This window comes from Bradyrhizobium sp. NAS80.1, assembly GCF_001908205.1.
GTDB lineage: Bacteria > Pseudomonadota > Alphaproteobacteria > Rhizobiales > Xanthobacteraceae > Bradyrhizobium.
In genome coordinates this window covers 1-26091 of the sequence record NZ_LGHL01000159.1, presented here as the reverse complement: position 1 = coordinate 26091, position 26091 = coordinate 1, and the positions used below count along the sequence as shown (strand labels likewise).

The window sequence follows — 26091 nt, the reverse complement described above, 5'->3', positions numbered from 1 at the left end:
CTGAGCCGTCGGCGCCGGAGCCTTGGGGGCAGCCTTCGGGGCCGCCTTCGGGGCCACCTTGGGCGCGCCCGGGGCCGGCGCTGGAGTCTGAGCCTCGGCGACAACCGGAACAACCAATGCCGTCGCCGTCAACAGGGCGAGAAGTCGCCCGCGCGGCCGGACGGACGCGGCCAAGTAACGGAAATTCATTGCGGAAAACCCTTTCTGAACGGGAAGTGCCCGAACCGCTCCGAAGCGCCGAACCTGGCCGCCTTGGGCGCGGCTCTCTCCCCGTCAATTGAGGCGGATAAGTGACGGGCTCGACGCTCTTGCGCGATTGCCCGCCTTCTTAACGTGGCCGACGAAAAGATCAATGCCGACAAGTGTCTTTGACCGCGCCTTGGACCGCTCCTTGGCCTGCGTTCAGTGAAATTCCCTGTGATAGGATTCAAGCCCGCCGGTCCTCGAATCAACGTGTGCCGATGTTCATGTTCCAGCGCCTTCTTGAAGGCCTTTTTGAGGGCCCTGGCGTCCGCCTCAGCGTCCTCGCCTTGGCCCTCGCTGGCGGGCTGTCTGCAGGCGGCGCACGGGCCGAGGAGGCCCATGCCATCGCCATGCACGGCAGGCCGGCGATGCCGGCCGACTTCACCCACCTGCCCTACGCCAATCCGGACGCCCCCAAGGGCGGCCGGCTGACCTGGGGCATCCTAGGCACCTTCGACAGCCTCAATCCCCTCATCGTGAAGGGATTGGCCGTGCAGCAGATGCGGAGCTACGTGGTCGAGAGCCTGCTCGCGCGCGGCAATGACGAGCCGTTCACGCTCTACGGCCTGCTCGCCAAATCCGTCGAGACTGACGACGAGCGGACCTATGTCACGTTCCGCCTCGATCCTCGCGCCCGCTTCTCCGACGGCAAGCCGGTTCTCGCCGAGGACGTGCTGTTCTCCTGGCAACTGCTGCGCGACCACGGCCGTCCCAATCTCCGGCAATATTACGCCAAGGTCGTCAAGGCCGAGGCCCCCGAACCCCTCACCGTCCGCTTCGTCCTGGCGGGCGTCAACGACCGCGAGCTGCCGCTGATCCTCGGCCTGATGCCGATCCTGCCGATGCACGCGGTCGATGTCGCGACCTTCGAGGAAACGACGCTGACAGGCCCGGTCGGCTCCGGGCCGTATCGGGTCACAGCGGTAAAGCCCGGCGCCAGCGTGACGCTCACGCGCAATCCCGACTATTGGGGCCGCGACCTTGCCATCAATCGCGGCCTCTACAATTTCGACGAGATCAGGCTCGACTATTTTCGCGAGGCAAACGGCCAGTTCGAAGCCTTCAAGCGCGGCCTCTACGATTTCCGCGTCGAGAACGAGCCGCTGCGCTGGCACGACGGCTACGATTTTCCGGCGGTGCGCAACGGCGAGGTGATCCGCGACACGATCAAGCCGGGCGTACCGCAGCCCTCGGAATTCCTGGTGTTCAACACACGCCGTCCGATCTTCGCCGATATCCGCGTGCGCCAGGCCCTGACGCTCCTGTTCGATTTCGAGCTGGTCAACCGCAACTACTTCTTCGGGCTGTATTCGCGCGTCGCCGGATATTTCGCCGGCTCGGACCTGTCGGCCTATGGCCACCCCGCCGATGCGCGCGAACGCGAGCTGCTCAAACCGTTCGCCGCACAAATTCCGCCCGACATCATGGACGGCAGCTACCGCCTGCCGGTGACCGACGGCTCGGGGCGCGACCGCACCACGCTGCGCGCCGCGCTGAAGCTGTTATCGGAGGCCGGCTACGATCTCGACGGCACTGTGCTGCGCAACCGCACGACCAAGGCGCCCTTCACCTTCGAGATCCTGGTCTCGACCCGTGACCAGGAACGTATCGCGCTCGCCTTCCAGCGCGACCTCAAGCGCGCCGGCATCGAGCCGCGCGTGCGAGCGGTCGATCCCGTGCAGTTTGACCAGCGTCGGCTCGGCTACGAGTTCGACATGATCCAGAACCGCTGGGATCAGTCGCTGTCGCCTGGCAACGAGCAATATTTCTACTGGGGCAGCGCCGCCGCCGACAATCCGGGGACCCGCAACTACATGGGCGCCCGGAATCCGGCGGTCGATGCCATGATCGCCGCCCTGCTCGAGGCCCGTGAACATACGGCCTTCGTCTCGGCGGTGCGGGCGCTCGACCGCGCTTTGATTTCCGGCTTCTACACAATCCCCCTGTTTAACGTATCCGAGCAATGGATCGCGCGCTGGAATCGGATAGAACGACCGAAGGCCACCGCGCTGTCCGGCTATCTGCCGGAGACCTGGTGGTCGAAGAGACAGCCGCAAGCGAAGTGACGCCGTGAATCAGCCAGCCGTATCGCCGACGCTTGACACGCTGTTTCAGCGCACGCTGATGCGGCAGCCGCACGCCCCCCGCCTTGCTCGATCCCCTCAACAAGGCCCGCGTGACCGGGCACCAGCCGCGGCGCATGACTTATGCCGAGGTCGACACGGCCATCGAAGCGCTGTCGGCGTGTTTCGTCGAATCGGGCCTGCCGGCCAATTCCGTCATCGCCATCCAGTTGCCCAACACGGTCGAGTTCGTGCTGACCGTGCTCGCCGCCCATCGTGCGGGCCTCGTCGTCGCCGTACTGCCGCTGCTGTGGCGGCACGCGGAGCTTACCGCCGCGCTCAATCGCACCGCGGCGCGCGCCATCGTCACCATGAGCAAGGTCGATGGTGTCAGCTATTCCGACCTCGCGATGCATGCCGCAGCGGAAGCCTTCTCGATCCGCCATGTCTACGGCTTCGGCACCGACCTGCCCGAGGGCATGGCCTCGCTCGACGACGTGCTGGCGCGCGCGCCCGGCACTGCGCGTGCCGTGATCCAGGACGGCCGCAAGGCGGCGATGATCTCCTTCGACGTCACGGCGGAAGGCTTTCGCCCGGTGCCGCGGCCGCATTTCAGCCTGATCGCCGCTGGGCTGGCGATGTCGCTGGAAGCCGACATCAAGCAGGGCGCGACCGTGATGGCGGCGTTCACGCCGATGTCGTTTGCGGGCCTGGCTTCCTCTCTCGTGGTGTGGCTGCTGTGCGGCGGCGCGCTGGCACTGCATCATCCCTTCGAGAACGAGGTGCTGGAGCAGCAGATCAACGAGCATGAATGCGACGTGCTGATCGCCCCGGCGCAGCTCGCACTGCGGCTTGGCGCATCCGAACTGGCAGCGCGGATGCCGAGGTTGCGCAACGTCATCGGCCTTTGGCGCGCGCCGGAGCAGGTGGCCGCGAGCGATGCCTGGACCGCACCGCATGCGCCGCTGACCGACGTCTATCTGTTCGGCGAGGCCGGATTGTTCGGCGCCCGCCGCGGCGAGGACGGCATGCCGGTGCCGGTGATGCCCGGGCCGCACGGCGCTCCGCGCGAGCAGCCCGGCTCCTCCATCGCCGGCGAGATCCTGCTGACGGTGAAGGGCACGCTCGGACTGCGCGGGGCGATGGTGCCGATCGCGGCCTATGCCCCGCCGCAGCCGGTCGGCGAGACGCTGACGGCGCAGCCCCCGCGCGATTATGTCGACACCGGCTATGCCGCGCGGCTCGACCGTCAGAGCGGCGCGATCTGCATCACCGCGCCGCCCTCCGGCATCATGGCCGTCGGCGGCTACCGCTTCCTGTCCAACGATCTCCAGGAATGGGCGCGCCGGCTCGGCCAGGGTGCGCTGCTCACAGCGCTGCCCGACCGGCTCTCGGGCCACCGGCTCGCAGGACGGGCCCAGGACAACGCCCGCGCCCGCGAGGCACTCGGCGAGCTCGGGCTTAACCCCCTGATGGTCGAGGCTTTTCGCGACCGCTCCGGGCCGGTTTGAGCGCACTTTCAACACGTCCGTTGACGCTGCATTAAGGCGGCCAAACTAGATTGCGCAGCACCTGTTGCGTGATCAGAGTTTGCGATGTCCCAGGCGGGCCCGATCCTGTTTGTGTCCAATGCCGAGCGACCCGCCTTCATTGCGGCGCTGGACGAGGCCCGACTTTTTCCCGTGGTCGACACCGACTGGGCCACCGCGGCACGCGCGGTCGAGCAGGTGCAGCCGGCCGCGGTTCTCGCCGCGATGCATGGCGGACACGAGCCGTATCTGGCGACGCTCGCCAAAGAGATCGCCGACCAATCGCCTTACCTTCCGTTCGTGGCCCTGGATGCGCCGGGCACACTGCCGCACAACGCCCTGCCCTTCTCCTCCCGCAGCGGCAATCCCGATCGCCTGGTCGCGCGGCTGCGCGCCGCGCTGCGCGTCCGCACGCTCCATGCCACGGTGCTGCGCCGCTTGCCGGAAGTCACGACAAAGGTCTCGCTGCCGGCGGACGATCCCGCGCGCGATGCCACGGTGCTTCTGATCGGCCGCGGCGCGGCCTATCCTGCGCTCTCCGTCGCGCTCGGCGAACGCGCCGGCGTCATCGGCGCGCTCTCGATCGAGGCCGCGGCAAAACATCTCAACACCCGCGACCTCGACGGCGTCGTGCTTGCCGAAGGTTTTACCGCGCGCGTCACCGATGCCTTCCTCACGGTGCTCGCCGAGGACACCCGCTTCCGCAGCCTGCCGGTTGTCGTCACCGCGCACCAGCTCACGCAGAGCTACGACCTGCCGAACCTCGAGCTCATCCCGGGCGAGCCGGCGAAGGTCGCCGCCAATGCGCTGCCCCTGATCCGACAGCGCGCGATGGAAGCGCAACTGAGCCGCGCGCTGCGCTCGATCGATGCCGGCGGCTGGCTCGATCCGCGCAGCGGCCTGCTCACGCTGGAAGCCTTCGCCCGTGATTTCTCCAAGGCGGTCGAGCAGACGCTCGCCCGCGGCGGCGGCCTCTCCGTGGCACGCTTCGCTTTCGGTCTGGGCAATTCGCGCGCCCAGCTGGATGCCGCGCGGATCCTGAGCCGCCTGATGCGGCAGATGGATTTTGGCGCGGTCCAGAAGGACGGCTCGGTCATCGTCGTGTTCGCGGAAACCGACTTCCGCACCGCTCACATGATCGCCCGCCGCTTGTCGGCTGTGATACGGCACACCTCGAACGGCAAGCACGAGATGCGCAGCGATCCCGTCGTCAGCGTCGACTCGCTGTCTCCGTCGGACACAGCAAGGTCGTTGCTGGCGCGGCTCTCCGCCGACGCATCCCGCGCGGCGTCGTAACGACGCTCCTGTAGCAACCACGCATCTACGACAAGTGAGCCCCGACATTCGGCTCTAGCTCGGCCGCATCCGTCCGTGCTTTGATGATCCGCCGGGATCATCGAGAAGCAAATCCAGAAGCACACCCATGTATGATGTCATCGTCGTCGGCGGCGGTTCCGCCGGTGCCGCAATTGCCGCAAGGCTTTCGGAAGTCCCATCCAAGCGCGTGCTGCTGCTGGAGGCAGGCCTCGACTGGCGCGCGGCCGACGCGCCCTGGGAAGTCACCACGGCGAACCCGATCCCGATCATCCACCAGCGCGAATTCCAGGAGAAGTGGCAGTGGCCGAACCTGCATGCGCGCCGCGTCGCTGGCCAGGAGCAGCGCTTCTATTGGCGCGGCAAGGGTCTCGGCGGCTCCTCGATGATGAACGGCCAGATCGCGATCCGCGGCGTCGCCGACGCGTTCGACGAATGGGCCGCGATGGGCTGCACCGGCTGGTCCGCCAGGGACGTGATGCCGCTGTTCTCGGTGATCGAGGACGACCTCGCATTCGGTGACAGGACGGGCCATGGCAAGGGCGGACCGCTGCCGGTCTATCGTGCGTCGCCGGAGACATGGGGACCGGTCGATCGCGGTCTTCGCGATGCCGCGCTCGCTGCGGGATATCCGTGGTGCGACGACGTCAACGGCCCCGATGGCGAAGGCGTCGCCTGCTATCCCATCAACAGCCGCAACCTGCGCCGGATCTCGACCAACGAGGCCTATCTGGAGCCGGCGCGCGGCCGCGCCAATCTGGAGATCCGCGGCTTCGCTCTGGTCGACCGCCTCGTGATCGAGAACGGCCGGGCGACCGGCGTGATCGTCCATATCGAGGGACAGGGCACGCAGGAAATCAGCGCGCGCGAGATCGTGCTCTGCGCCGGCGCGATCCACAGCCCCGCCATCCTCATGCGCTCTGGCATTGGACCTGCCGATGAATTGAAGGCGATGGGCATCGCGGTCGAGCGCGATTTGCCGGTCGGCAAGCACTATTTCGACCATCCGCTGTTCCGCGCGACGATCCAGCTTCGCGATGAATTCCGCCCGACCGATCGCGACACCCGCCACACCAATTGCTGCGTCACCTACTCGTCGGGCCTCGGCAATGGCGGCAAGCGCGACATGATCCTGATCTGCTTCAATCACCGCGGCATCGGCAATCCCGGCGCGATCGGCGCCGGCCTCTACAACGCCTTTTCACGCGGCACGCTAAGACTCGCCTCGCCCGACGCCTCCGTCGATCCCATCGTCGAGGAGAACATGCTGGCCGATCCCCGCGACATGGAACGCATGATCGACGCGGTGAAACGGCTCGCCGTTCTCACCACACAGCCGGCGCTGGCAGGCATCGCCGACTGGATCCGCCTCACCGACACTAAATTGACGCTGCCGCAGGCGGCGGCCCTGCCGACCCATGAGCTCGAAGCCGTGCTGCGCCGTGACACCGGCGACATCCAGCACGCCGCCGGCTCGTGCCGCATGACGGGCTTCAACGACGCCAACGGCGTGGTCAATCCTGATGGCACCGTGAAGGGCATCGCAGGCTTGCGCGTCGCGGACGCCTCGATCATGCCCGCCGACTGCCGTGCCAACACCCACTTCACCACGGTGGTCATTGGCGAGGCGATCGCACGCATGATGTTGCGGAAGACCGAAGCCGCGACGCCGGCCGAAAACGCCGCTGTGGCGACGTCCTGAACTCTCGTGCCCCGGGCGCAGCGCAGCGCGCCCCTGGCGATGCGAAGCATCGTCCAGTTCGACGGGTGCGCTGCTGAGCCGGGGCCCATCACGATCGTCTAAAATTTCTGGGTCCCGGCTCTGCGCAGCAGCGTTACACGCTGATGCGCGTCCGGGACACGAGAGACGGCCCTACGCCGCCTTCTTGCTCTGCGCGAGTTGCGCCAGCTGGCGCAGGATCTCCGTGGTGCCGGCGAGACGCTCTTCGGGCGTCTCCCAGTCCTGCAGGAACACCACCTTCATGTCGGGCCGTACCTTCGCGGCCTGGCCGTGGCTGCGGATGAACGACACCAGGCGATCGGGATGTGCGAACGAATTGTCGCGGAAGGCGATGACGGCGCCCTTCGGACCGGCATCGATCTTCTCGACATTGGCCCTGCGGCAGAACGCCTTGATCGCGGCGACCTTGAACAGGTAGCGCACCTCGTCCGGCAGTACGCCGAAGCGGTCGCGCATCTCGGCGCCAAAGTTCTCGATCTCCTCCTCGGTGTCGAGATCGGCGAGCCGCCGGTACAGCGACAGCCGCACCGAGAGATCGCCGACATAGTCTTCCGGAATGAGGACGGGCATGCCGATGGTAATCTGCGGCGACCAGCGATCGGCGGCGGGCTCGGACACGCCAGCCTTGAGGTTGACGATCGCCTCTTCCAGCATGGACTGGTAGAGCTCGAAGCCGACCTCCTTGATGTGGCCGGACTGCTCCTCGCCGAGGAGATTGCCGGCGCCGCGGATGTCGAGGTCGTGCGAGGCGAGCTGGAAGCCCGCGCCCAGCGTCTCCAGCGATTGCAGCACGGTGAGGCGGCGCTCGGCCTGCGCCGTGATCTTCTGCTGCGCCGGCAGCGTGAACAGTGCATAGGCGCGCAGCTTGGAGCGGCCGACGCGGCCGCGGAGCTGATAGAGCTGGGCGAGACCGAACATGTCGGCGCGGTGCACGATCAGCGTGTTGGCGTTGGGAATGTCGAGGCCGGATTCCACGATGGTGGTCGACAGCAGGATGTCGAACTTGCCGTCGTAGAACGCGGTCATGATGTCCTCGATCACGGCGGGCGGCATCTGCCCGTGTGCGACCGCGACCTTCATCTCCGGCACGTTCTTGTCGAGGAAATCCTTGACCTCGGCAAGATCGTCGATGCGTGGCACCACATAGAACGCCTGGCCGCCACGATAACGTTCGCGCAGCAGCGCCTCGCGGATCATCAGCGGATCGTGCGGGGCAACGAAGGTGCGCACTGCGAGCCGGTCGACCGGGGGCGAGGCGATGATCGACAGCTCGCGCACGCCGGTGAGCGCGAGCTGCAGCGTGCGCGGGATCGGCGTCGCCGACAGCGTCAGCACATGCACCTCGGCACGGAGCGCCTTCAGCCGCTCCTTGTGGCTGACACCGAAATGTTGCTCCTCATCGACGATGAGCAGGCCGAGGTCGCGGAATTTGATGGCCTTGCCGAGCAGCGCGTGGGTCCCGACGACGATATCGACGGAGCCGTCGGCCAGCCCCTTCTTGACCTGATTGAGCTGCTTGGTCGGGATCAGGCGCGAGGCCTGCGCCACGTTCACCGGGAAGCCTTTGAAGCGCTCGGTGAAGGTCCTGTAGTGTTGGCGGGCCAGCAGCGTGGTCGGCACCACGACCGCGACCTGCTTGCCATCAAGCGCAACGGCGAAGGCCGCGCGGAGCGCAACCTCGGTTTTGCCAAAGCCGACGTCGCCGCAGATCAGCCGGTCCATCGGACGGCCCTTTTCGAGATCCTTCAGCGTGGATTCGATCGCGCCAAGCTGGTCCTCGGTCTCGTCATAGGGGAAGCGCGCGCAGAACTCGTCGTAGACGCCTTGCTGCACCGGTAGCTTCGGCGCCTCGTGGAGCTGGCGTTCCGCGGCGATCTTGATCAATTCGCCCGCGATCTCGCGGATGCGGTTCTTCAGTTTTGCTTTTCGGGTCTGCCAGCCCGAGCCGCCGAGACGATCCAGCTCGACCGTGGTCTGGTCGGAGCCATAGCGTGACAAAAGCTCGATGTTTTCGACCGGCAGGAACAGCTTGGTCTCGGCGACATAGTGCAGTTCGAGACAATCATGCGGCGCGCCGGCGACGTCGAGGGTCTGCAGGCCGATGAAACGGCCGATACCGTGATCGACGTGGACGACGATGTCGCCGGCGGCAAGGCTCGTGACCTCCGAGATGAAGTTGTCGAGTTTGCGGGCGGCCTTGCGCGGCCGCACCAGGCGGTCGCCCAAAATATCCTGCTCGCTGATCAGCGCGATCTCGTCGGTCTCGAAACCGCTCTCCAGGCCGAGCACGGCGAGCATTGTCTCGTTGCGCGGGGTGGCCTGCACCGTCCGCCAGCTATTGACGCTGGTGGTGTGGGTCAGCTTGTGGTCGCGCAGCATCGAGGTCATGCGGTCGCGCGAGCCTTCGGTCCAGAGCGCGATCACGACCTTTTTGCGCTGGGCCTGCAAGGCCATGACATGCGCGACGACGGACTCGAACACGTTGACCGTGGTGTCGTTGCGCTCCGGCGCGAAATCACGGCCCTTGCGTGCGCCAGCATCGACGACGCTCGTGCCATCGGTCGGCACGGAAAACGGCGTCAGCCGCGCCAGCGGAATATCACCCAGGCGCTTGCCCCACTCCTCTTCAGTCAAATAGAGCCGGTCAGGCGGCAGCGGCTTGTAGATAGCGCCTCCACCCGGATGCTCCATCGCATCGCGGCGCGCCTCGTAATAATCTTGGATCTGCTTGAAGCGTTCGCGGACGGCGTCCTCCGCCTGCGGCTCGATCGCGACGGCTGCGCCTTGCAGATAGTCGAACAGCGTATCCATCCGGTCCTGGAACAGCGGCAGCCAGTGCTCCATGCCGGGATGGCGGCGGCCTTCGCTGACAGCCTCGTACAGCGCATCGTCGCGCTCGGGCGCGCCGAACTCGGCGACATAGCCCATGCGGAAGCGGCGAATCGTGTCGGTAACGAGCTGGAACTCGGAGATCGGCACAAGGTCGAGCGAGCGCATGTCGAGCAGCGTGCGCTGCGTCTCGGCATCGAAGGTGCGGATCGACTCCAGACTGTCGCCGAAGAAGTCGAAACGAACCGGCTGTTCGAGGCCGGCCGGAAACAGATCCAAGATGCCACCGCGCACGGCATATTCGCCGGGCTCGCGCACGGTCGAGGAGCGGTTGTAGCCATTGTGCTCGAGCCAGGCGACGATGGTGTCCATCGGCACGACGTTGCCGGGCGCGACCGACAGCGCCTGCGCGGCGACGAGCTCGCGCGCGGGCACGCGCTGCACGACTGCGTTCACCGTGGTCAGCACGATCAGCGGCTTGTCGTTGCCGGTCAGCGAAGCCAGCCGCGCCAGCGTGGTCAGGCGCTGCGCCAGGATGCCGCCATGCGGCGAGACGCGGTCATAGGGCTGGCAGTCCCAGGCCGGGAAGGTCAGCACCGGCAGATCGGGCGCGAAGAACTGCAGTGCGCGTTCGAGCTGCTGCATGCGCGGCCCATCGCGGCAGACGATCGCAAGGCTCACGGCCGGCTTCTTCGGCCGCGCCGCGATGGCGCGGGCCAGATCGGAGACGACGAGGCCTTCGGCACCTTCGGCGACATTGGCGAGCGTCAGCGCACGGCCGGGCGCGAGCAACTCGGCCGGAGATTTCATCCCCTGCTTCATGCGTCGCGGTCCGCGATCGGAAACGCCGTGATGCGGGCAAACAGCGCGCCGGTGACATCAGCTGGCAGCAGCTTGTCGCCAGTGATGGCGGCATAGAGATCGGGATCGTTGACCTCGAGCAGGTGCTCAAGCTCGCCAAGCTCGGCGTCGGACAAATTGCCGATCTCGGCATCCGCGAAGCGGCCGAGGATCAGGTCCATCTCGCGCGTCCCGCGGTGCCAGCAGCGGAACAGAAGCCGCTTGCGGCGATCATCCAGCCCGTCACTCGATCGTGTCGTTCCCGTCATGTCTCAAATCCAGTCAAACGCCAAAAGCCCGGACGTGCCGGGCCGGGGTGATATAGCCACTCGAACCGGCTGTGTCAGCCCTCGATTTGTCATGGCCCGATGCCCGCGTGCGGACACGAAAAAAAGCCGTGGATGCCCGGCATAAAGCCGGGCAAGAGGAGCCAAATCGATCCTAGATTCGCCCGATGCGCCCCAGCCTGCTCAATCCGCTGTTTGCTCCCGTGACCAGCCTGCCCGGCGTCGGTCCGAAACAGGATAAGCTGCTGCAGTACCTGCTCAGCCGCGATGAGACGCCGCGGCTGGTCGACCTCCTGCTGCACCTGCCAAGCCAGGTCATCGACCGCCGCGCCCGGCCGAAGATCCGCGACGCTATCCAGGGGACGATGGTGACGCTGGAGGTGACCATCGACCGCCACCGCCCGCCTCCGCCGCGCAACTCACGCGCGCCGTATCTGGTCTATGCCAGCGACGATACCGGCGACGTCGTGCTGACCTTCTTCCGCGCCAAGCCCGGCTATGTTGAAAAGCTGCTGCCGATGGGCGAGAAGCGCTATGTCTCCGGCACGCTGCAGATGTATGACGGCATCCCGCAGATCGTGCATCCCGACCGCGTGCTGGACGAGGAGGCGATTTCAAAGCTCTCGGGCATCGACCCCGTCTATCCGCTGACACAAGGCCTTGCGCTCGGCTCGCTCCGCCGCGCGATCGCGCAGGCGCTGCAGAAGCTGCCCGCCCTGCCCGAGTGGATCAGTCCGGAGGTGATGCGCCGCTGCAATTTCCCGTCGATTGCCGAAGCTCTCACCCGCGTGCACCAGCCGGTCGAACTCACGGACATCTTGCCCGACCAGCCGTTCTGGTCGCGCCTTGCCTTCGATGAGCTCCTGGCCGGCCAGCTTGCGCTCGCACTGATCCGCGCGCAACTGCGCCGCCCGGCCGGCGTGCGCAACGCCGGCGACGGACATCTGCGCAACAAGATCATCGATGCCCTGCCCTACGCGCTGACACCTTCGCAGCGCAGCGCGGCTGCCGCCATCGCCGGCGACCTGCAACAGCCCGTTCGCATGCTCCGCCTGCTCCAGGGCGACGTCGGCTCCGGCAAGACCGTGGTGGCGCTCCTTGCGGCCGCGGCCGTTGCCGAAGTAGGCAAGCAGGCCGCGCTGATGGCGCCGACCGAAATTTTGGCGCGCCAGCACATCAAGACCATCGCGCCGCTCGCGGAGCGCGCAGGCATGCGGGTCGCCATCCTCACCGGCCGGGAAAAGGGCAAGGAGCGGCGCGAGATCATCACGGGTCTCGCCGAGGGCGAGATAGACCTGCTCGTCGGCACGCATGCGCTGATCCAGGACGACGTGATCTTCAGGGATCTCGCGCTCGCCATTGTCGACGAGCAGCACCGCTTTGGCGTGCGCGAGCGCCTCGCGCTGACTTCGAAGGGCGAAGCCGTCGACGTGCTGGTGCTGAGTGCAACGCCGATCCCGCGTACGCTGGTGCTGACCTATTTCGGCGACATGGACATCTCCGAGCTGCGCGAGAAGCCGGCCGGCCGCCAGCCGATCGACACCCGCGCGGTGCCGATGAGCCGGATCGAGGAGGTCATGGACGGCGTCGGCCGTGCGCTACTATCCGGCAAGCTGGTCTACTGGATCTGCCCGCTGGTCGAGGAATCAGAGGCGGAAGGCACCGAGCACCTCACCAATGCGACCAAGCGTTTCGAGAGCCTGCAGAAGCGGTTCGGCGAGCGCGTCGGCCTCGTCCATGGCCAGATGAAGGGCGCCGAGAAGGACCGCGTGATGGGCCAGTTCGCCGCGCATGAGATCGGTCTTTTGGTTGCGACCACCGTGGTCGAGGTCGGCGTCGACGTGCCCGCCGCCACCATCATGGTGATCGAGAACGCCGAGCGCTTCGGCCTCGCGCAGCTACACCAGTTGCGCGGCCGCATCGGCCGCGGCTCGGAAGCCTCGACATGTCTCCTGCTCTACTCGGAGCCGCTCGGCGAAATGTCGAAGGCACGGCTTAAGGTGATCCGCGAGACCACCGACGGCTTTCGTATCGCCGAGGAGGATCTGAAGCTGCGCGGCGAAGGCGACGTGCTCGGCGTGCGCCAGAGCGGCCTGCCGGGCTACCGCATCGCGCGCTCGGGAGTCCACAGCCAGCTCATCACCCAGGCGCGCGACGAAGCGCTGCGCATCCTGAAGGATGATCCGAAGCTGAAGGGTGAGCGCAGCGAGGCGCTAAAGTGCCTGCTGTATCTCTACGAGCGGGACGAGGCGATCCCGCTCATTGGTGCGGGTTAGCCCGCCGCTCTTTGTCGCCCAACTTCGTAGGCCGCCACATGCGCGCGGGCGAGATCCAGCAGCGGCGTATCGATGCCCAGCGCACGGGCACGATTGGCCATATCGCCCAGGATATGTTCCGCCTCGGTGATCGAACCACGTTCGATATCCCGCAGCATCGAGGCCTTGAGCGGTGAATTCGGGGTCGTGAAGAGATTCCGGTCAAACTCGATGAACGGCGCTCGTGGTTCGAAACCGGAAGCCGTCGCAACGGCGCAACATTCCCCGAACAGGCGAAAGATCGCCTCCTTGCCGTTTGGGACAATCAGGATGTCTCCGATGCTTGCTCGCATCAGGCAGGTGACGCCGGCGAGCGTGCTGAGCTGGACGAATTTCTCCCACATGTCATGCATGATGGTCTCGCTGGCGCGTGCGTCGATATTGGCGCCTTGGAGCAGTGACTGGAGCGCCAGCGTGCGCTCACGAGACGAGCCGTTAATCTCGCCGAAGACGATCATTTGATTGGGCCAGAACTGAACCACTCGACCTTCCGCATCGAGCCCGGCGCTGATGTTCGCCAATCCGCCCAGGACCTGCGCTGCGCCGAACCGCTCAATCAGGACATCGATGTGCCTCAACCCGTTCAGGATGGGCAAAATCATCGTGTTGGAGCCGACGGCCGGCGAAAACTGGCTCATAGCATCGACGAGCGAATAGGACTTCACGCCGACGAGCACGATGTCGAACGATTCCTTGAGATCGTTTGACAGGACGATTTTCGGCTGCACGGCAAAGTCGCCGTGCGGGCTCACGACCCTCAATCCATCCCGCCGCAATTGCTCCGCCCGCCCGGGCCGTACCAGAAAGGTCACGTCGCCGCCGGCCCGGACCAAGCATGCTCCGTAATAGCCTCCAAGCGCTCCGGCGCCGATGACGAGCACTCTCATTCGAACTCCCATGTGACGCGTCGAGTATTCAGCCATTGCCCTCTCGCCAGGGCAAGCAAATTTCGCTCCAGCCCCGGCATGCATCGTGCGCGGAATGTTCCTCAATGCGCCGATCGGGCTCTGGAATGAGCGCGCATGAACTTGCCATGCTCGGCTTCGGTCTGCTCGCTGGCGGGAAACATGCACTCGAGCCGCAGCTCTTCGGCAGTCACCGTCTGCGGCGTTCCAACCGTCGTGATCATGGAGAAATAGTCCAGCGTCACGCCGTCCTTGACGAAGGTGAGCGGGATCATCGGCATCGCGTCGGCCGACGACGGCGCGCGCCATTCCGGCTTCACGCCGGGGTATTGCGACAACTCCTCCAGCAGCGCCTTCGTCTTCGCATCGACGACGTGCGCGACGGCTTCGCGATAAACCCGTGCAAGCAGACCGCGGGCCGTCTGCGGCCAGTTCACGATGAAGGGGCGCATGCCTTCCGGGTCGAACATGAGATGCAGCAGATTCCGCGGCATCGGTCGTGCGGACATGTCGATGAAGCAGTTGAACAGCTGTGGCGCAGCCTCGTTGGTCGTCAGCACGTTCCAGTACCGGTCCATGACCATGGCCGGGAACGGCTCGTGCTGACGCAGCATGCGTTGTAGGGCGCGGTTGATGCTCGTCATGGCGGGCGTATCGAGAGCGGGATCGGAATATGACGGCGCATAGCCCGCGGCCAGCAACAGCTCATTTCTCTCGCGCAGGGGGACATCGAGGGCTTGAGCAAGATCGAGCAGCATCTGGCGGCTCGGGACGCTGCGACCGCTCTCGACAAAGCTGATATGCTTCTGCGAGACCCCGGCATCGAAGGACAGGTCGAGTTGTGTCTTGCCGCGAATGTCCCGCCATTGGCGCAGGAGCGGGCCCGCGGAACGGGCGGCTGTATTAATTTCGCTGGCCGTCGCTTTCATCGTCGAACGATCCTTCTTGTCGAGTTCGTCAACGCGCATCAGCGGCGATGCGTCGGTCCGCCCGACGCCTCGTCGCCGATCGCGGCCCAGATCCAGGCAATTCCAGGCGATCAGCCGAAGGCGACCGGCCCCACGGCGCCGACCCAATGCCGCACCTTGGTAGCGTCCTTCTCGTCCATGTAGAAGAAGTGCGTCATCGTCGGGTGCACGGTCTTCATCGAGGGATCGTCGGGTGTCATGTCCACGACACCGTGAAACACCTTCAGGGAGCCCGCATCCCAATATTCGGTGATGTGATGCAACGCGGTGAATCCGGTATCGATGAAGGCCTTCAAATTGGCGCGGATCTCCTCGCGCCCCCTCCAGTCAGCCACGCCCAGATTGCAGACGGCATCCTCTGCAAAACAGTCGAAACCTTGTCCGAAGGTCTTCTTGTCGATCTCCTTCCACATATCGAGAAGCCATTGCGGCGGCGCCTTCTTCGTAAACACGACTTGCATATTTATCTCCTCGTTCAGTGACCTCGACAGGAACCTTGATTGAACGCTTCCCGCCGGGTGGGTGATCGGAGAGCAGTCGGGCTGCCAATTGGCTCAATTACATGCCAGGTAATAAAGCTGGCCCGAAGGCGCATACTTTCCCCGAGGCCGACTTTATGAAACCCTCTGGCAATGCGCCGGATCATCGTCGTTGGTTCCCAGGGAAGTGGAAAGACGCGCCTGTCCCGGAATCTCGGGCGAAAGCTCGGGCTACCGGTGGTGCATCTCGACGTGCTCTACTGGCAGCCAGGCTGGACGCCATCCGACAAGCCGAGTTTTCGGGCGCGCGTCGCCGAGGCAGTCGCGGGCGACGCGTGGGTCGTCGACGGCAGCTTCTCGGGGCTGGCCTTCGACATCACGCTTGCGCGCGCCGATACTTTGGTCGTCATCGACCGCCCGCGCTGGCTCTGCCAATGGCGCATTCTCTGGCGCTCAGCTTTCGATCGCGACAAGGCCCGGCCAGATCTACCTGAGGGTTGTCCTGAACAACTCGACTGGAAATTGATGCGGGAAGCTTGGCGCTACGACACAGAGCGCGCGCCTGTCATCGAGGCCGAGCGTGTGCAGTATGGCGCAGACGTCCCGATCGTCCGCTTGAGGCGCGACCGGGACATCCAGGGTTTTCTCGATTCCGTTTCGGTGCACGGCGAGTGATCCGTGCCGTGACGTGAGGCGAACGACTAGGACTTCTTTTGCGCGCTTTTTTGCGCAAACGCCTTCAGCAGCTCCGCGTCCACCGCCTCGCCTTTCGCGTCGGCAGCGAGATGCTCGAACCAGCGCGCAAAACCCTCGTAGATCTGTCTGGCGGGATGATCGGGGCCGAGGAAACCTGAAATCTCTCTCATCTCCGCGACCCAGCGATAGGCCTTCGGGATCATGTCCGGCAGAGCGACCTCGAGCCGCGTCAGGATCGCCGGCTGGCTCAGCGCGAGCTCGTCGCGCAGCGCATCGGCCGCGCCCGACTTCGTTGCCGCGATCACCATGGCCGAGCCGATGCCCGCGAGGCCTTTGACGATACCGGCGTAGGACATCTTTAGCGCGGAAGCCGCGCCTACGGGCCCCTCGACGATGCGCACGTCGAGGCCGAGATCTTTGAGCACCGCGACATCCTTGGCGTGCTCCCCCGACATGTAGAAGGCCGGGCTCTTGCCGCCGGGCTGCGGCGGGAAGCCGATGATGCCGGCATCGACGAAAGGCGCCCGCGCCGAGCCGATGATCTCCGCGATCCGCATCACCGTGTCGACATTGACGGCGTTGCAATCAACGACGACCGGCTTCTTCTCGCGCCTGGCAATCAGCGCCGCCAGGCGTTCCGCAAGTGCAACGGCCTCGCCCGGCGGCACGATCGAGAGGATGATGTCAGCCTCCGCGATCGTGCCGTCCTCGGCGCCGATCATGCCGGCATCGGCGGCACGCTTCAGCGTCGCTTCGCTCCGCCCCTTCAACGACGTCAGCACGCGCGCGCCGTTCTCGCTGAGACGGCGAGCCACGGCGCTTCCCATGGCGCCGGGCGCAAGAATCGCAATGGTCTTGGACATTGTGCACTCCAGTTCGACGTCGGCGCGCCGCGCCAGGCCTGCGACCGGAATGATAGCAGAAGATGCGAACGCCCGCGTGAACACGGCCATCCCGCGCGGGAATGGCCCTACTCCACCTTCGCAGGCTCGGGCTTGAGCGAGGAGGCATTGGCGATGCGCGCGGCATTGGCCATGCCCGCGAGTGCCGCGGCCTTCTTCGGGTCGAGCGCCGAGCCCGGCTGCACCACGCCGGCCGACATGATCAGCGTCGCGGCGTCCTCGGCGCTGAGGTCGACCTCGATGATCTTGCTTTTGGGCACGTAGAAGAAGAAGCCAGTGGTCGGGTTCGGCGAGCACGGCAGGAACACCGAGACGTGCTCCTCCTGCGCCGGCAGGCTGCGGGCGATGTCCTCGCTCGGGGACTGCGAAATCAGCACGATCGACCACATGCCCGGCGAGGGAAACTCGACCAGACCGACTTTCCGGAAGCTCGAGCCCTTGCCCGAAAAGAGCGTCTCGAACACCTGCTTCAGGCCGCGGTAGATGGCGCGAACGGCCGGGATCCGGCCGAGGAAGGTCTCGCCGACGTCGACCAGCGTCCGGCCGATCAGGTTGGCGGCGAGGAAGCCGACCAGCGTCAGCGAGAAAAATGCGACAATCAGTCCCCAGCCGGGAACGCCGTACGGCAAGTAGGTTTCAGGCCGATAGGCCAGCGGCACGAACGGCCGCACCACGCCATCGACCCAGGTGACGAACCACCAGACCAGATAAAGGGTGATCGCGATCGGCCCTGTCACGACGAGGCCGGTCAGGAAATAATTGCGGAAGCGGCCCATCAGGCCGGTATGCGGTTCCGGCGCGGGATCAAGGGGCGCAGGCGCGTCGTCGCGGGTGGTCATTCGGGTTCCAGGTCGGTCGCTCAAATCAAGCTAGGGCCTTCTAGCAGGTTTTGGAAGACCACGAAGCGGCGGGCGACTTAATCCCTTTGGGCCTGATCCCTTCTGCTTATTCCACGGTCACGGATTTCGCGAGATTACGCGGCTGGTCGACGTCGGTGCCCATCACGACAGCCGTGTGGTAGGCGAGCAACTGCACGGGGACGGCATAGACCATCGGCGTGAAGGCCGCCGCCATGTCAGGCATCACGATGGTGACGAGCGAATCGACCGTGGCCTGCTCCGCGCCCTTGGCGTCCGTCATCAGGATGATGTTGCCGCCGCGGGCGGCGACCTCCTGCATGTTCGAGACGGTCTTTTCGAACACGCGGTCGTAGGGCGCGATGACGACGACCGGCATGGTCTCGTCGATCAGCGCGATCGGCCCGTGCTTGAGCTCGCCGGCGGCGTAGCCCTCGGCGTGGATGTAGGAAATCTCCTTCAGCTTCAGCGCGCCCTCGAGCGCAAGCGGGAAGCTGGTGCCGCGGCCGAGATAGAGCACGTCGCGCGACTTCGCGATCTCGCGCGCCAGGCGCTCGATCTGCAGCTCGTTGGTGAGGGCATCCGACATCAAACGCGGGACCTCGACGAGGCCATGAACCAGCTTGGTCTCGTCCTCATCGGACAATTCACCGCAGGCCTTGCCGGCCGCAATCGCGAGATTTGCCAGCACCATGAGCTGGCAGGTGAAGGCCTTGGTCGAGGCGACGCCGATCTCGGGGCCAGCCAACGTCTGGAGCACGGTCTCGCTCTCGCGCGCGATCGTGGAGGTCGGCACGTTGACGACGGCAATCGTGTGCACGCCCTCGGCCTTGGCATAGCGCAGCGCGGCCAGCGTGTCGGCGGTCTCGCCCGACTGCGAGATGAAGATCGCAAGATCACCCTTGCGCAGGGGCGCCTCGCGGTAGCGGAATTCGGAGGCGACATCGACCTCGACCGGCACGCGCGCAAAACGCTCGAACCAGTATTTTGCGACGAAGCCGGCATAGCTCGCGGTGCCGCACGCCGTGATGTTGATCCGCCTTATATCCTTGAAGTCGAACGGCAGCTTCACCGGCAGCAAGACACGTTCGGTCGCCATGTCGACATAGCGCGCCAGCGTGTGGCCGACCACCTCGGGCTGCTCGTGGATTTCCTTGGCCATGAAGTGGCGGTAGTTGGCCTTGTCGACCAGCGAGGTCGAGGCCGCGTGCTTGATCTTGTCGCGGTGGACGGCGTGGCCGTCCTTGTCGAAGATCGCAGCGCTCTTGTGGGTCAGCACGACCCAGTCGCCATCCTCAAGATAGCTGATCGTGTCGGTGAACGGCCCGAGCGCGATGGCGTCGGAGCCGAGATACATCTCGCCGTCGCCATGGCCGATCGCGAGCGGCGGACCGTTGCGGGCGCCGATCATCAGGTCATCCTCGCCGGCGAAGATGAAGCCGAGCGCGAAGGCGCCGCGTAAGCGCGCCAGCGTCAGCTTGACCGCCTCGACAGGCTTGTTGCCGCGCGTCAGCAGGTCGTCGACGAGATGCAGCACGATCTCGGTGTCGGTCTCGGTGCCGAACACCGTGCCCTTCGCCTCGAGCTCCTCGCGCAGCTCGCGGAAATTCTCAATGATGCCATTGTGGACCACAGCAACGCGCTCGGTCGCATGCGGATGGGCGTTGTTCTCGGTCGGCTTGCCGTGGGTGGCCCAGCGGGTGTGGCCGATGCCGGTCGTGCCACCGAGCGGCTTGTCGCGCAGCCGGCTCTCCAAATTCTTCAGCTTGCCCTCGGCACGGCGGCGCTCGATATGGTTGCCTTCGAGCGTGGCGACGCCCGCGGAATCGTAGCCGCGATATTCAAGACGTTTGAGCGAATCCACCAATTGCTCTGCAACCGGTTGGCGCCCGAGAATGCCGACAATCCCGCACATGCGGACCACTCTCCCCCAAATCGTCGAAAAATCGCCTAAACGACACGCTCGGTTTTTAGCGAAGTTCCCAAGGAACCAGGTACTCAATAATTATTGCTGATTGAGACAGCACCAGTTCGCACCAGGCTTCGCCTGCGTCGAATTGGCCGGCCATAAACCGCGCGAGTTAACTTGTTGTCAACCGGTTTGACCAACCATTCCCGTTCAGGAGTGTAAGGCCATGAAGAGCTCGTCCGACCGCAAAGGTCTGTCATCGATGTCTGTGCGCGCCAGCGAGACCACGGGCACGCGCCTTGCGCATTGGCCGCCGCCCCAGCGCGGCAAGGAAAGCAAGCCTGTCTTCGTGAAGCACCAGGCCGGCGAGCCGGCGAAACGCGCCACGCCGCGCGGCTGGCGTCTGACACGCGCGATCTTCTCGGAATTCTCCGACGACGAATAGCGCCGGTGCACTTCTCCGGCTACTTCTCCGGTTTCTTGCCGCCCGTCTTCATCTCGCGATAGCGCGTGGCGCCGCCCTCGCGGATGGTCTGCTGGTTGCGCTCCAGCGCCATCGCGTCGTCGGGCACGTCGCGCGTGATCACCGAACCCGAGCCGATATAGGCGCCCGCGCCGATCTTCAACGGCGCGACCAGCGAGGAGTTGGTGCCGACGAAGGCGCCCTGCCCGATCACCGTCTTGTGCTTCTTGAAGCCGTCGTAGTTGCAGGTGATGGTGCCGGCGCCGATGTTGGAATTGGCGCCGACGGTGGCATCGCCGATGTAGGAGAGATGGTTGACCTTGACGCCGGCCTCCAGCGTCGCAGCCTTGGTCTCGACGAAATTGCCGATGCGCGCGCCGTCGCCGAGCGAGGTGCCGGGACGCAGCCGCGCATAGGGACCGATCGAGACGTTCTTGCCGAGCGTGGTCTGCACGATGTGCGAAAAGGAATGGATCACGGCGCCGTCGGCGATCGACACGCCCGGTCCGATCACGACGAACGGCTCGATGGTGACATCCCTGCCGAACACGGTGTCGGCCGCGAGATAGACGGTCTCCGGCGCAATTAGCGTGACGCCGGCTTCCATCGCCGCCTTGCGCAAGCGCGCCTGCATCACTGCTTCGGCCTCCGCGAGCTGCGCCTTGGTGTTGATGCCGCGCACCTCGTCCTCGCTGGTCTCGATCACCACGGCCTCCCATCCCTTTTCGCGGACGATGCCGACCGCGTCCGTCAGATAATATTCGCCCTTGGAATTGGCATTACCGATTTGCCCGAGGATTTCGAGCGCGCGGCGCCCGTCGATTGCCATCACGCCGGCGTTGCACAGATCGATCTTGCGCTCCGCCTCGCTGGCGTCGGCCTGCTCGCGGATTGCGACCAGGCGCTCACCCTCGACGATGAAGCGGCCATAGCCGGTGGGATCGGCAGCGCGAAAACCGAGCGCGGCGATCGCGGCGCCCTTGGCGAGCGGCGCGCGCAGCCGCGCAAAGGTCTCGGCCGAAATCAGCGGCGTGTCGCCGAATGCGATCAGGAGATCGTCCGCGCGGCGCGCGATCGCTTCGCGCGCCGCCAGCACCGCATGCGCGGTGCCGAGCCGTTCCGTCTGCACGAAGGTCAGCGCGTCGGGGCGGATGCGCCTGGCCTCATCCGCGACCGCCTGATGGTCAGGGCCGATCACGACGGCGAGCGAGGTGCTGGCGCCCTTCGGCGCGGCCGCAAGCACGTGGGCGAGCAGCGTCTGGCTTGCGACGGGATGCAGCACTTTCGGCAGGCTCGATCGCATGCGCGTGCCTTCGCCGGCGGCGAGCACGATCGTGAGGCTTGAGCGGGCGGTCATCAATATCCTGTACGGCCGAATCGATTGCGCGGCAGGCGGCAGGCCGCCCTCGTGAGCTTGCCGCATTGCTACCCCCGCAAACGCCCGGAATTCAAGTGCGGCCCGCTTTTCCTGTTAATGTTCCCTGATTGATTCGGGGAAGCGTCCAGGGGGCTGGGCACTAAACGTTCATGGCAAAGGATTCCGACCCACTGGCGGATGCCTTCGGCGCCAAGGAGACCGGCGGGCTGTTCTCCGGACTTTTGGCCGAGGAAAACGCGTCCGACCGCCGCATGATGTGGCGGCTGGGCTCGTGGGGCGTGGCCGCCGTCGGCGCCGTCGTGATGGCCGTGATGGCCAACCAGGCCCAGCTCGGCTGGCGCCGCGACCAGGTGGCCTCGGCCGATCTGTCGCGCCAGGCCGACCGACTTCAGATGCTGACGAAGGAGAGCCAGAACGAGGCCCGGCGGCTCGCTTCCGCCATCGAGACCCTGAACACCGATCGCGACCGGCTCTATTCGCGCGTCACCGTGCTGGAGCAAGGGCTCGATTCCGTCACCGGCGCCGTCGCCAGGCAGACCGCCACGCCTCCGCAGGCCGCAAAGCCGCAGGACCCAGCGCCCAGCGTCGCGCCGGTCGCCTCGACGCCGGCTCCGCCGCGCACAGAGGCTGCGAAGGACTCATCCAAGGACGCCGCCAAGGATCACGCCAGCCCGCCGCCGCAAACCGCAGCCGCCGCCTCGCTCGTACAGCAGTCGCCAGCGACCACTTCAGCACTGCCGATCCTTCCGCTGGTCCCCTCCAAGTCGATCATGGCGCCCCCCCGATCCCGCCGCGCCGAAACTGATTCAGCCCGAGACAACCGAGAAGGCTGCCGAGAAGAAAGCCGAGCCGGCGCCCGCTGTGATCGAGGTCGCCGCCGCATCCGCCAAGCCGCCGGACGTCGCCGACAGCGAGGCTCCCGCGATCGCGGTTCAGCAGACGCGCTTTGCGATCGACCTCGGCGGCGCCAACTCGATCGACGGACTGCGCGCGCTTTGGCGTGGCCTGACCAAGTCCAATCCGGAGATCGCCGCGCTGCGGCCGATCATCATGATCAAGGAGGGCAACGCCGGCCTCATGCACCTCCGCTTAGCTGCGGGTCCGCTGCTCAATGCCGCAGCCGCCGCAAAACTCTGCGCCGGCCTCGGCGAAAGCAGCCGCCACTGCGAGACCACCGTGTTCGACGGCCAGCGCCTGTCGCTGCGCGCCGGCCCGGAAAAGACGCAGGAAAAGCTTCAGGACAGAGCCCAAGACAAAAACCAAGAAAAGAACCAGGACAAGGACTTGGAGAAGAGCCAGGACTCGGTGCCGCAAGCCGAGTCCGCCCCGGCGCCTGGGCCCAGCGCCAAGCCGGACAAGCACCGCCGCAGCTCCTCATCCAAGCGCACATCAAAGCGCGAGGAGCCCACGCCCCCACCTGCGGCGCAGCCGCCAGCGCCGGCCAAGCCAGAGACGGTATCTACGGGATCGACGCTGTCGTCGTTCTTCAGGCGGTAAGACGCTCCGGCCGCAGCCGGCTCCCTTGCGTCGAGTTCAGGACGTTGGCCGCTAGACCCACCGTCGCCTTCTCGCCCGAATTCGCAAGGAAACCTCGACCTCCCCTGTTGCCCCCTTCCACCATCCCGACCATATTGCCCCCATGACAAAAAAAGCCCTTCCGCCTCACGCCCTACCAGGTGCAGTTCCTGATCGTCGTCGGCTTCGCGTCCGTCGGCTATGCGCTCTATCTGCGCTATCTCGGCATCGAGCTCTCGACGGTCGGGCTCGCCTGCGACGCCGGCCTTCAGACGCTGATCTGCAAGGCGCGTTCGGTGTCGACCGTTCTGTTCAAGAATTCGGTGTTCGGCATCGTGGCACTGGTGGCGGCGACGCTGAACCTGATGCGGCCGTCGATCGTGCTGCTGACCGTCGGCATCATCGCCGCCGGCCTCGGTATCGTGCTCTACAATGTGGTGCTGTCGGGCCTGGCGATCGGCCTGCTCATTCTTGGATTTGCTCGGCCCGCGCCCGCCACAGCGTGAGCGCGAACAAGAGATAAATCGAGCAGGTCCACAGTGACTGCCAGTTGTCGCGGCCCTCGTTGAAGAGCACGTAGATCGCCGACAGCGCGAGCGCGCCAGCGAACACGGCTTCCGCGATCGGACGCTGGCCGATCTGCGGCCGGTTCAGCATCAGCAGTGCGAACGGCACCACCGCCATCGTCAACGAGGCGTAGGGGAAGTCGTGGTAGCGCGGATCGAACACGAAGGCGAGCGCGGTCTGCGCCGCTATCACTGCGGTCACCGCCAGCGTGAGACCAAGCACGGCAGTGAGTTTTGACCATTTCCGGCCCTCGCGCGGACCGAGCAGATCGAGGAAGCTTGGAAGGCTGCGGCCGATCACCATCGCCTGCGCGCAGAAGATCGGCGACAGGATGCCGGCGAGCAGCAGCGCGCCCCAGTGCAGCCAGCCGCCGATGCCGTAGCTCTCGTAGTACATCTTGTCGGCACCGACCCCGAGCAGGATGCCAGCCGTCGTTGCCGAGATGGCGACACCGAGCCAGGCCGAGAAGCGCGGCGTCCATGGCCGCCGGCGCAGCGTGATCAGCGCGACCGCGAACACCAGCACGCTGAGGCCCATGCCCGCGCCCATGTACCATTTCCAGTACGGGAAATTGCTGATCGGCTCGCCCGGCGGATATTTGAGCTGCCGCCGCACGGAGTCGAACAGGCCCCAATAACCGCCGACGGTGCCTTCCAGCCTGCGCTTCCACGGCTGGTCGTAGGCCTCGATCAGGTTGACGCGGAATTTTTGCGCCTTGGCGAGGCCCAGGATTTCCGAGACCACGCGCGCCTGGTTGGTGCGCGACGGCAGCGCGCCCTCGCGCATGCGCCCTTCGCTCGGCCAGCCGGTTTCGCCGATCAGGATTTCCTTGCCCGGAAACGCGACCGCCATGCGCTCGCGGATCGCCTCGACGTGGGCGGCGGCGAATTTCGCGCGCACTGGGAAATCCTCCCAATAGGGCAGGATGTGGATGGTGACGAAGTCGACGGCGTCATAGACCTCGCGGTTCCTCAGCCAGAACTCCCAGACGTCGGCATAGGTGACGGGCACGCTGACCTGCGCCTTAACCGAGCGGATGATGGAGACGAGGTCCGCCGTCGTCATCTCGCCGCGCAGCAGCACCTCGTTGCCGACGATGACCGCGGTGATGATGTCGGGGAATTCCTTGGTGAGACGTACCGCGAGCGCGGCCTGCTCAAAATTCTTGGTACGATTGCTGGAGAGCCAGATGCCCTGGAGCACCTTCAGCCCGCCGACCTTGGCGGCGATCGCCGGCACCTGGTCGAGTCCGTTCTCCATCGAATAGGTGCGGACGCAGTCGGTGATCTCCTTGAGCTGGCGCAGGTCCTGCTCGATCTGCTCAGCCTCGATATGGGTCCATGCGTTCAACGGCGACTGTTCGCCGCGGAACGGCGCATAAGAGACGCATTGGACCTTGTCGACCGGATCGATCGGAGCGCGCGCGAGCGTGATTGGCGTGGCAAGCCACCACCACACGGCGGCAATCGCACCCAGTGAGACGAGCAGAAGCGCCAGTGGCGTACGAAGAGAAATCGGTTCCGTCCTCCGCGAAGGGCCGTCGATTACCTGCTCACACGCCGTCTGCCAAGGGGGTGGCTCCGAACGGGTCCCCCCCCTCCCAAGGAATTTACCTGCGGCCGTTCGACAGAGACCTAGGATCGTGACTTTGCTGGACAAAATTCGAAATACAGGTCATGGGATTCGGCGGGAATTTTCCGCCGCATTGGAGACCCATTTGGACGCCATCACCGGCGCGTCCGCGGGATCCTGACGCGGGCGGTCAGCGGAGAAGTTGGGGAATTCATGCGGCAACGGGTGCTCGAGTTTCGAAATGCGGTCGTGCGGCAGTTCGCCGCCACCTTGGCCGTCTCTTCCCTGGTCGTCCTGGCCAGTATCGGTCATGCATCCGCCCAGAGCGGCACTCCCGCTCCTGACCAGGGCAAGGCGGCCGCCGCCCAGCCCGCCGATGCCGCGGCCAAGGACGCCGCCGCCCAGAACCAGCGCCGCACCGACGAGTTCGCCGAAGCCGCCCAGGTCATCAACGGCCCGGCCGGCAACCCCGAATGCGTCTGGCTCGGCCGGCGCGTGGTGCGCCTGATGTGGCGGGATGACCTCGATACCGCGTTCCGCCATCTCGACCTCTACGACCGTTTCGGCTGCCCCGGCGGCCATATCCAGGCCGCCTTCCGCTGCCTGACCCGCTTCGGCGGCCAGATCGATCCCAAGGTCGCCGAGACCTTGGACAGCCGGGTACACGCTTGCTGGATCAACCCGGCGGCCCAGCCGCAGCAGGCGGCGGCCGCGGCCTC

18 protein-coding genes and 3 pseudogenes are annotated in these 26091 nt (G+C 65.7%); 10 read left to right on the top strand and 11 right to left on the bottom strand.

Annotation, left to right across the window (positions count from 1 at the left end; genetic code table 11):
• A pseudogene (locus AC629_RS49130) lies at nt 1-189 on the bottom strand (invasion associated locus B family protein); the annotation flags it as partial.
• A 272-nt stretch (nt 190-461) separates the two neighbouring features.
• On the opposite strand from AC629_RS49130, the gene AC629_RS32015 reads away from it, so the two are divergent.
• The 4 genes and pseudogenes from AC629_RS32015 (at nt 462) to AC629_RS32000 (ending at nt 6851) form a co-directional block, all read left to right on the top strand.
• Nucleotides 462-2309 carry an extracellular solute-binding protein gene (locus tag AC629_RS32015; RefSeq protein WP_084808813.1) on the top strand — a complete coding sequence of 616 codons (1848 nt, stop codon included), beginning with the start codon at nt 462-464 and terminating at the stop codon, nt 2307-2309.
• 4 nt (nt 2310-2313) lie between these two features.
• Nucleotides 2314-3817: pseudogene (locus AC629_RS32010) on the top strand (AMP-binding protein).
• A gap of 84 nt (nt 3818-3901) precedes the next feature.
• Entirely contained in the window at nt 3902-5131 is a 1230-nt protein-coding gene (locus tag AC629_RS32005; protein ID WP_084808812.1) for a hypothetical protein, read from the top strand.
• A 127-nt stretch (nt 5132-5258) separates the two neighbouring features.
• Nucleotides 5259-6851, top strand: coding sequence for a GMC family oxidoreductase (locus AC629_RS32000; RefSeq protein ID WP_084808811.1), 1593 nt, complete (start codon nt 5259-5261; stop codon nt 6849-6851).
• A gap of 171 nt (nt 6852-7022) precedes the next feature.
• On the opposite strand, the gene mfd is transcribed toward AC629_RS32000, so the two are convergent.
• Both mfd and AC629_RS31990 read right to left on the bottom strand, forming a co-directional pair.
• Nucleotides 7023-10541, bottom strand: coding sequence for a transcription-repair coupling factor (mfd, locus tag AC629_RS31995; protein ID WP_084808810.1), 3519 nt, complete (start codon nt 10539-10541; stop codon nt 7023-7025).
• On the bottom strand, nt 10538-10828 hold the full coding sequence (locus tag AC629_RS31990; RefSeq protein ID WP_084808809.1) for an FAD assembly factor SdhE: 291 nt from the start codon (nt 10826-10828) through the stop codon (nt 10538-10540). Before AC629_RS31990 ends, mfd begins: the two co-directional genes overlap by 4 nt.
• Before the next feature lie 185 nt (nt 10829-11013).
• Between AC629_RS31990 and recG the strand changes: the two genes are divergently transcribed.
• The gene (gene recG, locus AC629_RS31985; RefSeq protein ID WP_084808808.1) at nt 11014-13122 is read left to right on the top strand and encodes an ATP-dependent DNA helicase RecG; all 2109 of its coding nucleotides are present in this window, start codon (nt 11014-11016) and stop codon (nt 13120-13122) included.
• Here recG and panE read toward each other — a convergent pair.
• The 3 genes from panE to AC629_RS31970 form a co-directional block, all read right to left on the bottom strand.
• Nucleotides 13119-14048 (bottom strand): 2-dehydropantoate 2-reductase, encoded by a 930-nt coding sequence (gene panE / locus AC629_RS31980; RefSeq protein WP_084808807.1) that lies wholly within the window; start codon nt 14046-14048, stop codon nt 13119-13121. The genes recG and panE overlap by 4 nt on opposite strands.
• 101 nt (nt 14049-14149) lie before the next feature.
• Nucleotides 14150-14995: a helix-turn-helix domain-containing protein gene (locus AC629_RS31975; protein ID WP_084808815.1), complete on the bottom strand. Its 846-nt coding sequence runs from the start codon at nt 14993-14995 to the stop codon at nt 14150-14152.
• Nucleotides 14996-15105: 110 nt separating this feature from the next.
• The gene (locus AC629_RS31970; RefSeq protein WP_084808806.1) at nt 15106-15495 is read right to left on the bottom strand and encodes a nuclear transport factor 2 family protein; all 390 of its coding nucleotides are present in this window, start codon (nt 15493-15495) and stop codon (nt 15106-15108) included.
• Between the two features lie 171 nt (nt 15496-15666).
• Here AC629_RS31970 and AC629_RS31965 point away from each other — a divergent pair, with 171 nt between their 5' ends.
• Entirely contained in the window at nt 15667-16188 is a 522-nt protein-coding gene (locus tag AC629_RS31965) for a P-loop NTPase family protein (RefSeq protein WP_084808805.1), read from the top strand.
• 26 nt (nt 16189-16214) lie between these two features.
• Here the strand turns inward: AC629_RS31965 and AC629_RS31960 are convergent, their stop codons facing one another.
• The 3 genes from AC629_RS31960 to glmS form a co-directional block, all read right to left on the bottom strand.
• A complete protein-coding gene (locus tag AC629_RS31960) occupies nt 16215-17072 on the bottom strand; it encodes an NAD(P)-dependent oxidoreductase (RefSeq protein WP_084808814.1) in 858 nt (285 codons plus the stop codon).
• A 107-nt stretch (nt 17073-17179) separates the two neighbouring features.
• Complete coding sequence (locus AC629_RS31955; protein WP_084808804.1) at nt 17180-17950, bottom strand: DUF502 domain-containing protein; 771 nt, start codon at nt 17948-17950, stop codon at nt 17180-17182.
• Between the two features lie 106 nt (nt 17951-18056).
• Nucleotides 18057-19883 (bottom strand): glutamine--fructose-6-phosphate transaminase (isomerizing), encoded by a 1827-nt coding sequence (gene glmS, locus AC629_RS31950; RefSeq protein WP_084808803.1) that lies wholly within the window; start codon nt 19881-19883, stop codon nt 18057-18059.
• A 220-nt stretch (nt 19884-20103) separates the two neighbouring features.
• On the opposite strand from glmS, the gene AC629_RS31945 reads away from it, so the two are divergent.
• Complete coding sequence (locus AC629_RS31945; protein WP_084808802.1) at nt 20104-20322, top strand: hypothetical protein; 219 nt, start codon at nt 20104-20106, stop codon at nt 20320-20322.
• Nucleotides 20323-20341: 19 nt separating this feature from the next.
• On the opposite strand, the gene glmU is transcribed toward AC629_RS31945, so the two are convergent.
• Nucleotides 20342-21697, bottom strand: coding sequence for a bifunctional UDP-N-acetylglucosamine diphosphorylase/glucosamine-1-phosphate N-acetyltransferase GlmU (gene glmU, locus AC629_RS31940; RefSeq protein ID WP_084808801.1), 1356 nt, complete (start codon nt 21695-21697; stop codon nt 20342-20344).
• A gap of 170 nt (nt 21698-21867) precedes the next feature.
• On the opposite strand from glmU, the pseudogene AC629_RS31935 reads away from it, so the two are divergent.
• Nucleotides 21868-23215: pseudogene (locus AC629_RS31935) on the top strand (hypothetical protein).
• A 179-nt stretch (nt 23216-23394) separates the two neighbouring features.
• Entirely contained in the window at nt 23395-23739 is a 345-nt protein-coding gene (locus tag AC629_RS31930) for a hypothetical protein (protein ID WP_084808800.1), read from the top strand.
• Here the strand turns inward: AC629_RS31930 and AC629_RS31925 are convergent.
• Nucleotides 23699-25258 carry a glycoside hydrolase family 17 protein gene (locus AC629_RS31925; protein WP_084808799.1) on the bottom strand — a complete coding sequence of 520 codons (1560 nt, stop codon included), beginning with the start codon at nt 25256-25258 and terminating at the stop codon, nt 23699-23701. The genes AC629_RS31930 and AC629_RS31925 overlap by 41 nt on opposite strands.
• A gap of 327 nt (nt 25259-25585) precedes the next feature.
• Between AC629_RS31925 and AC629_RS31920 the strand changes: the two genes are divergently transcribed.
• The coding region (locus AC629_RS31920) for a beta-1-3, beta-1-6-glucan biosynthesis protein (RefSeq protein ID WP_084808798.1) at nt 25586-26091 on the top strand (506 nt) is incomplete at its 3' end.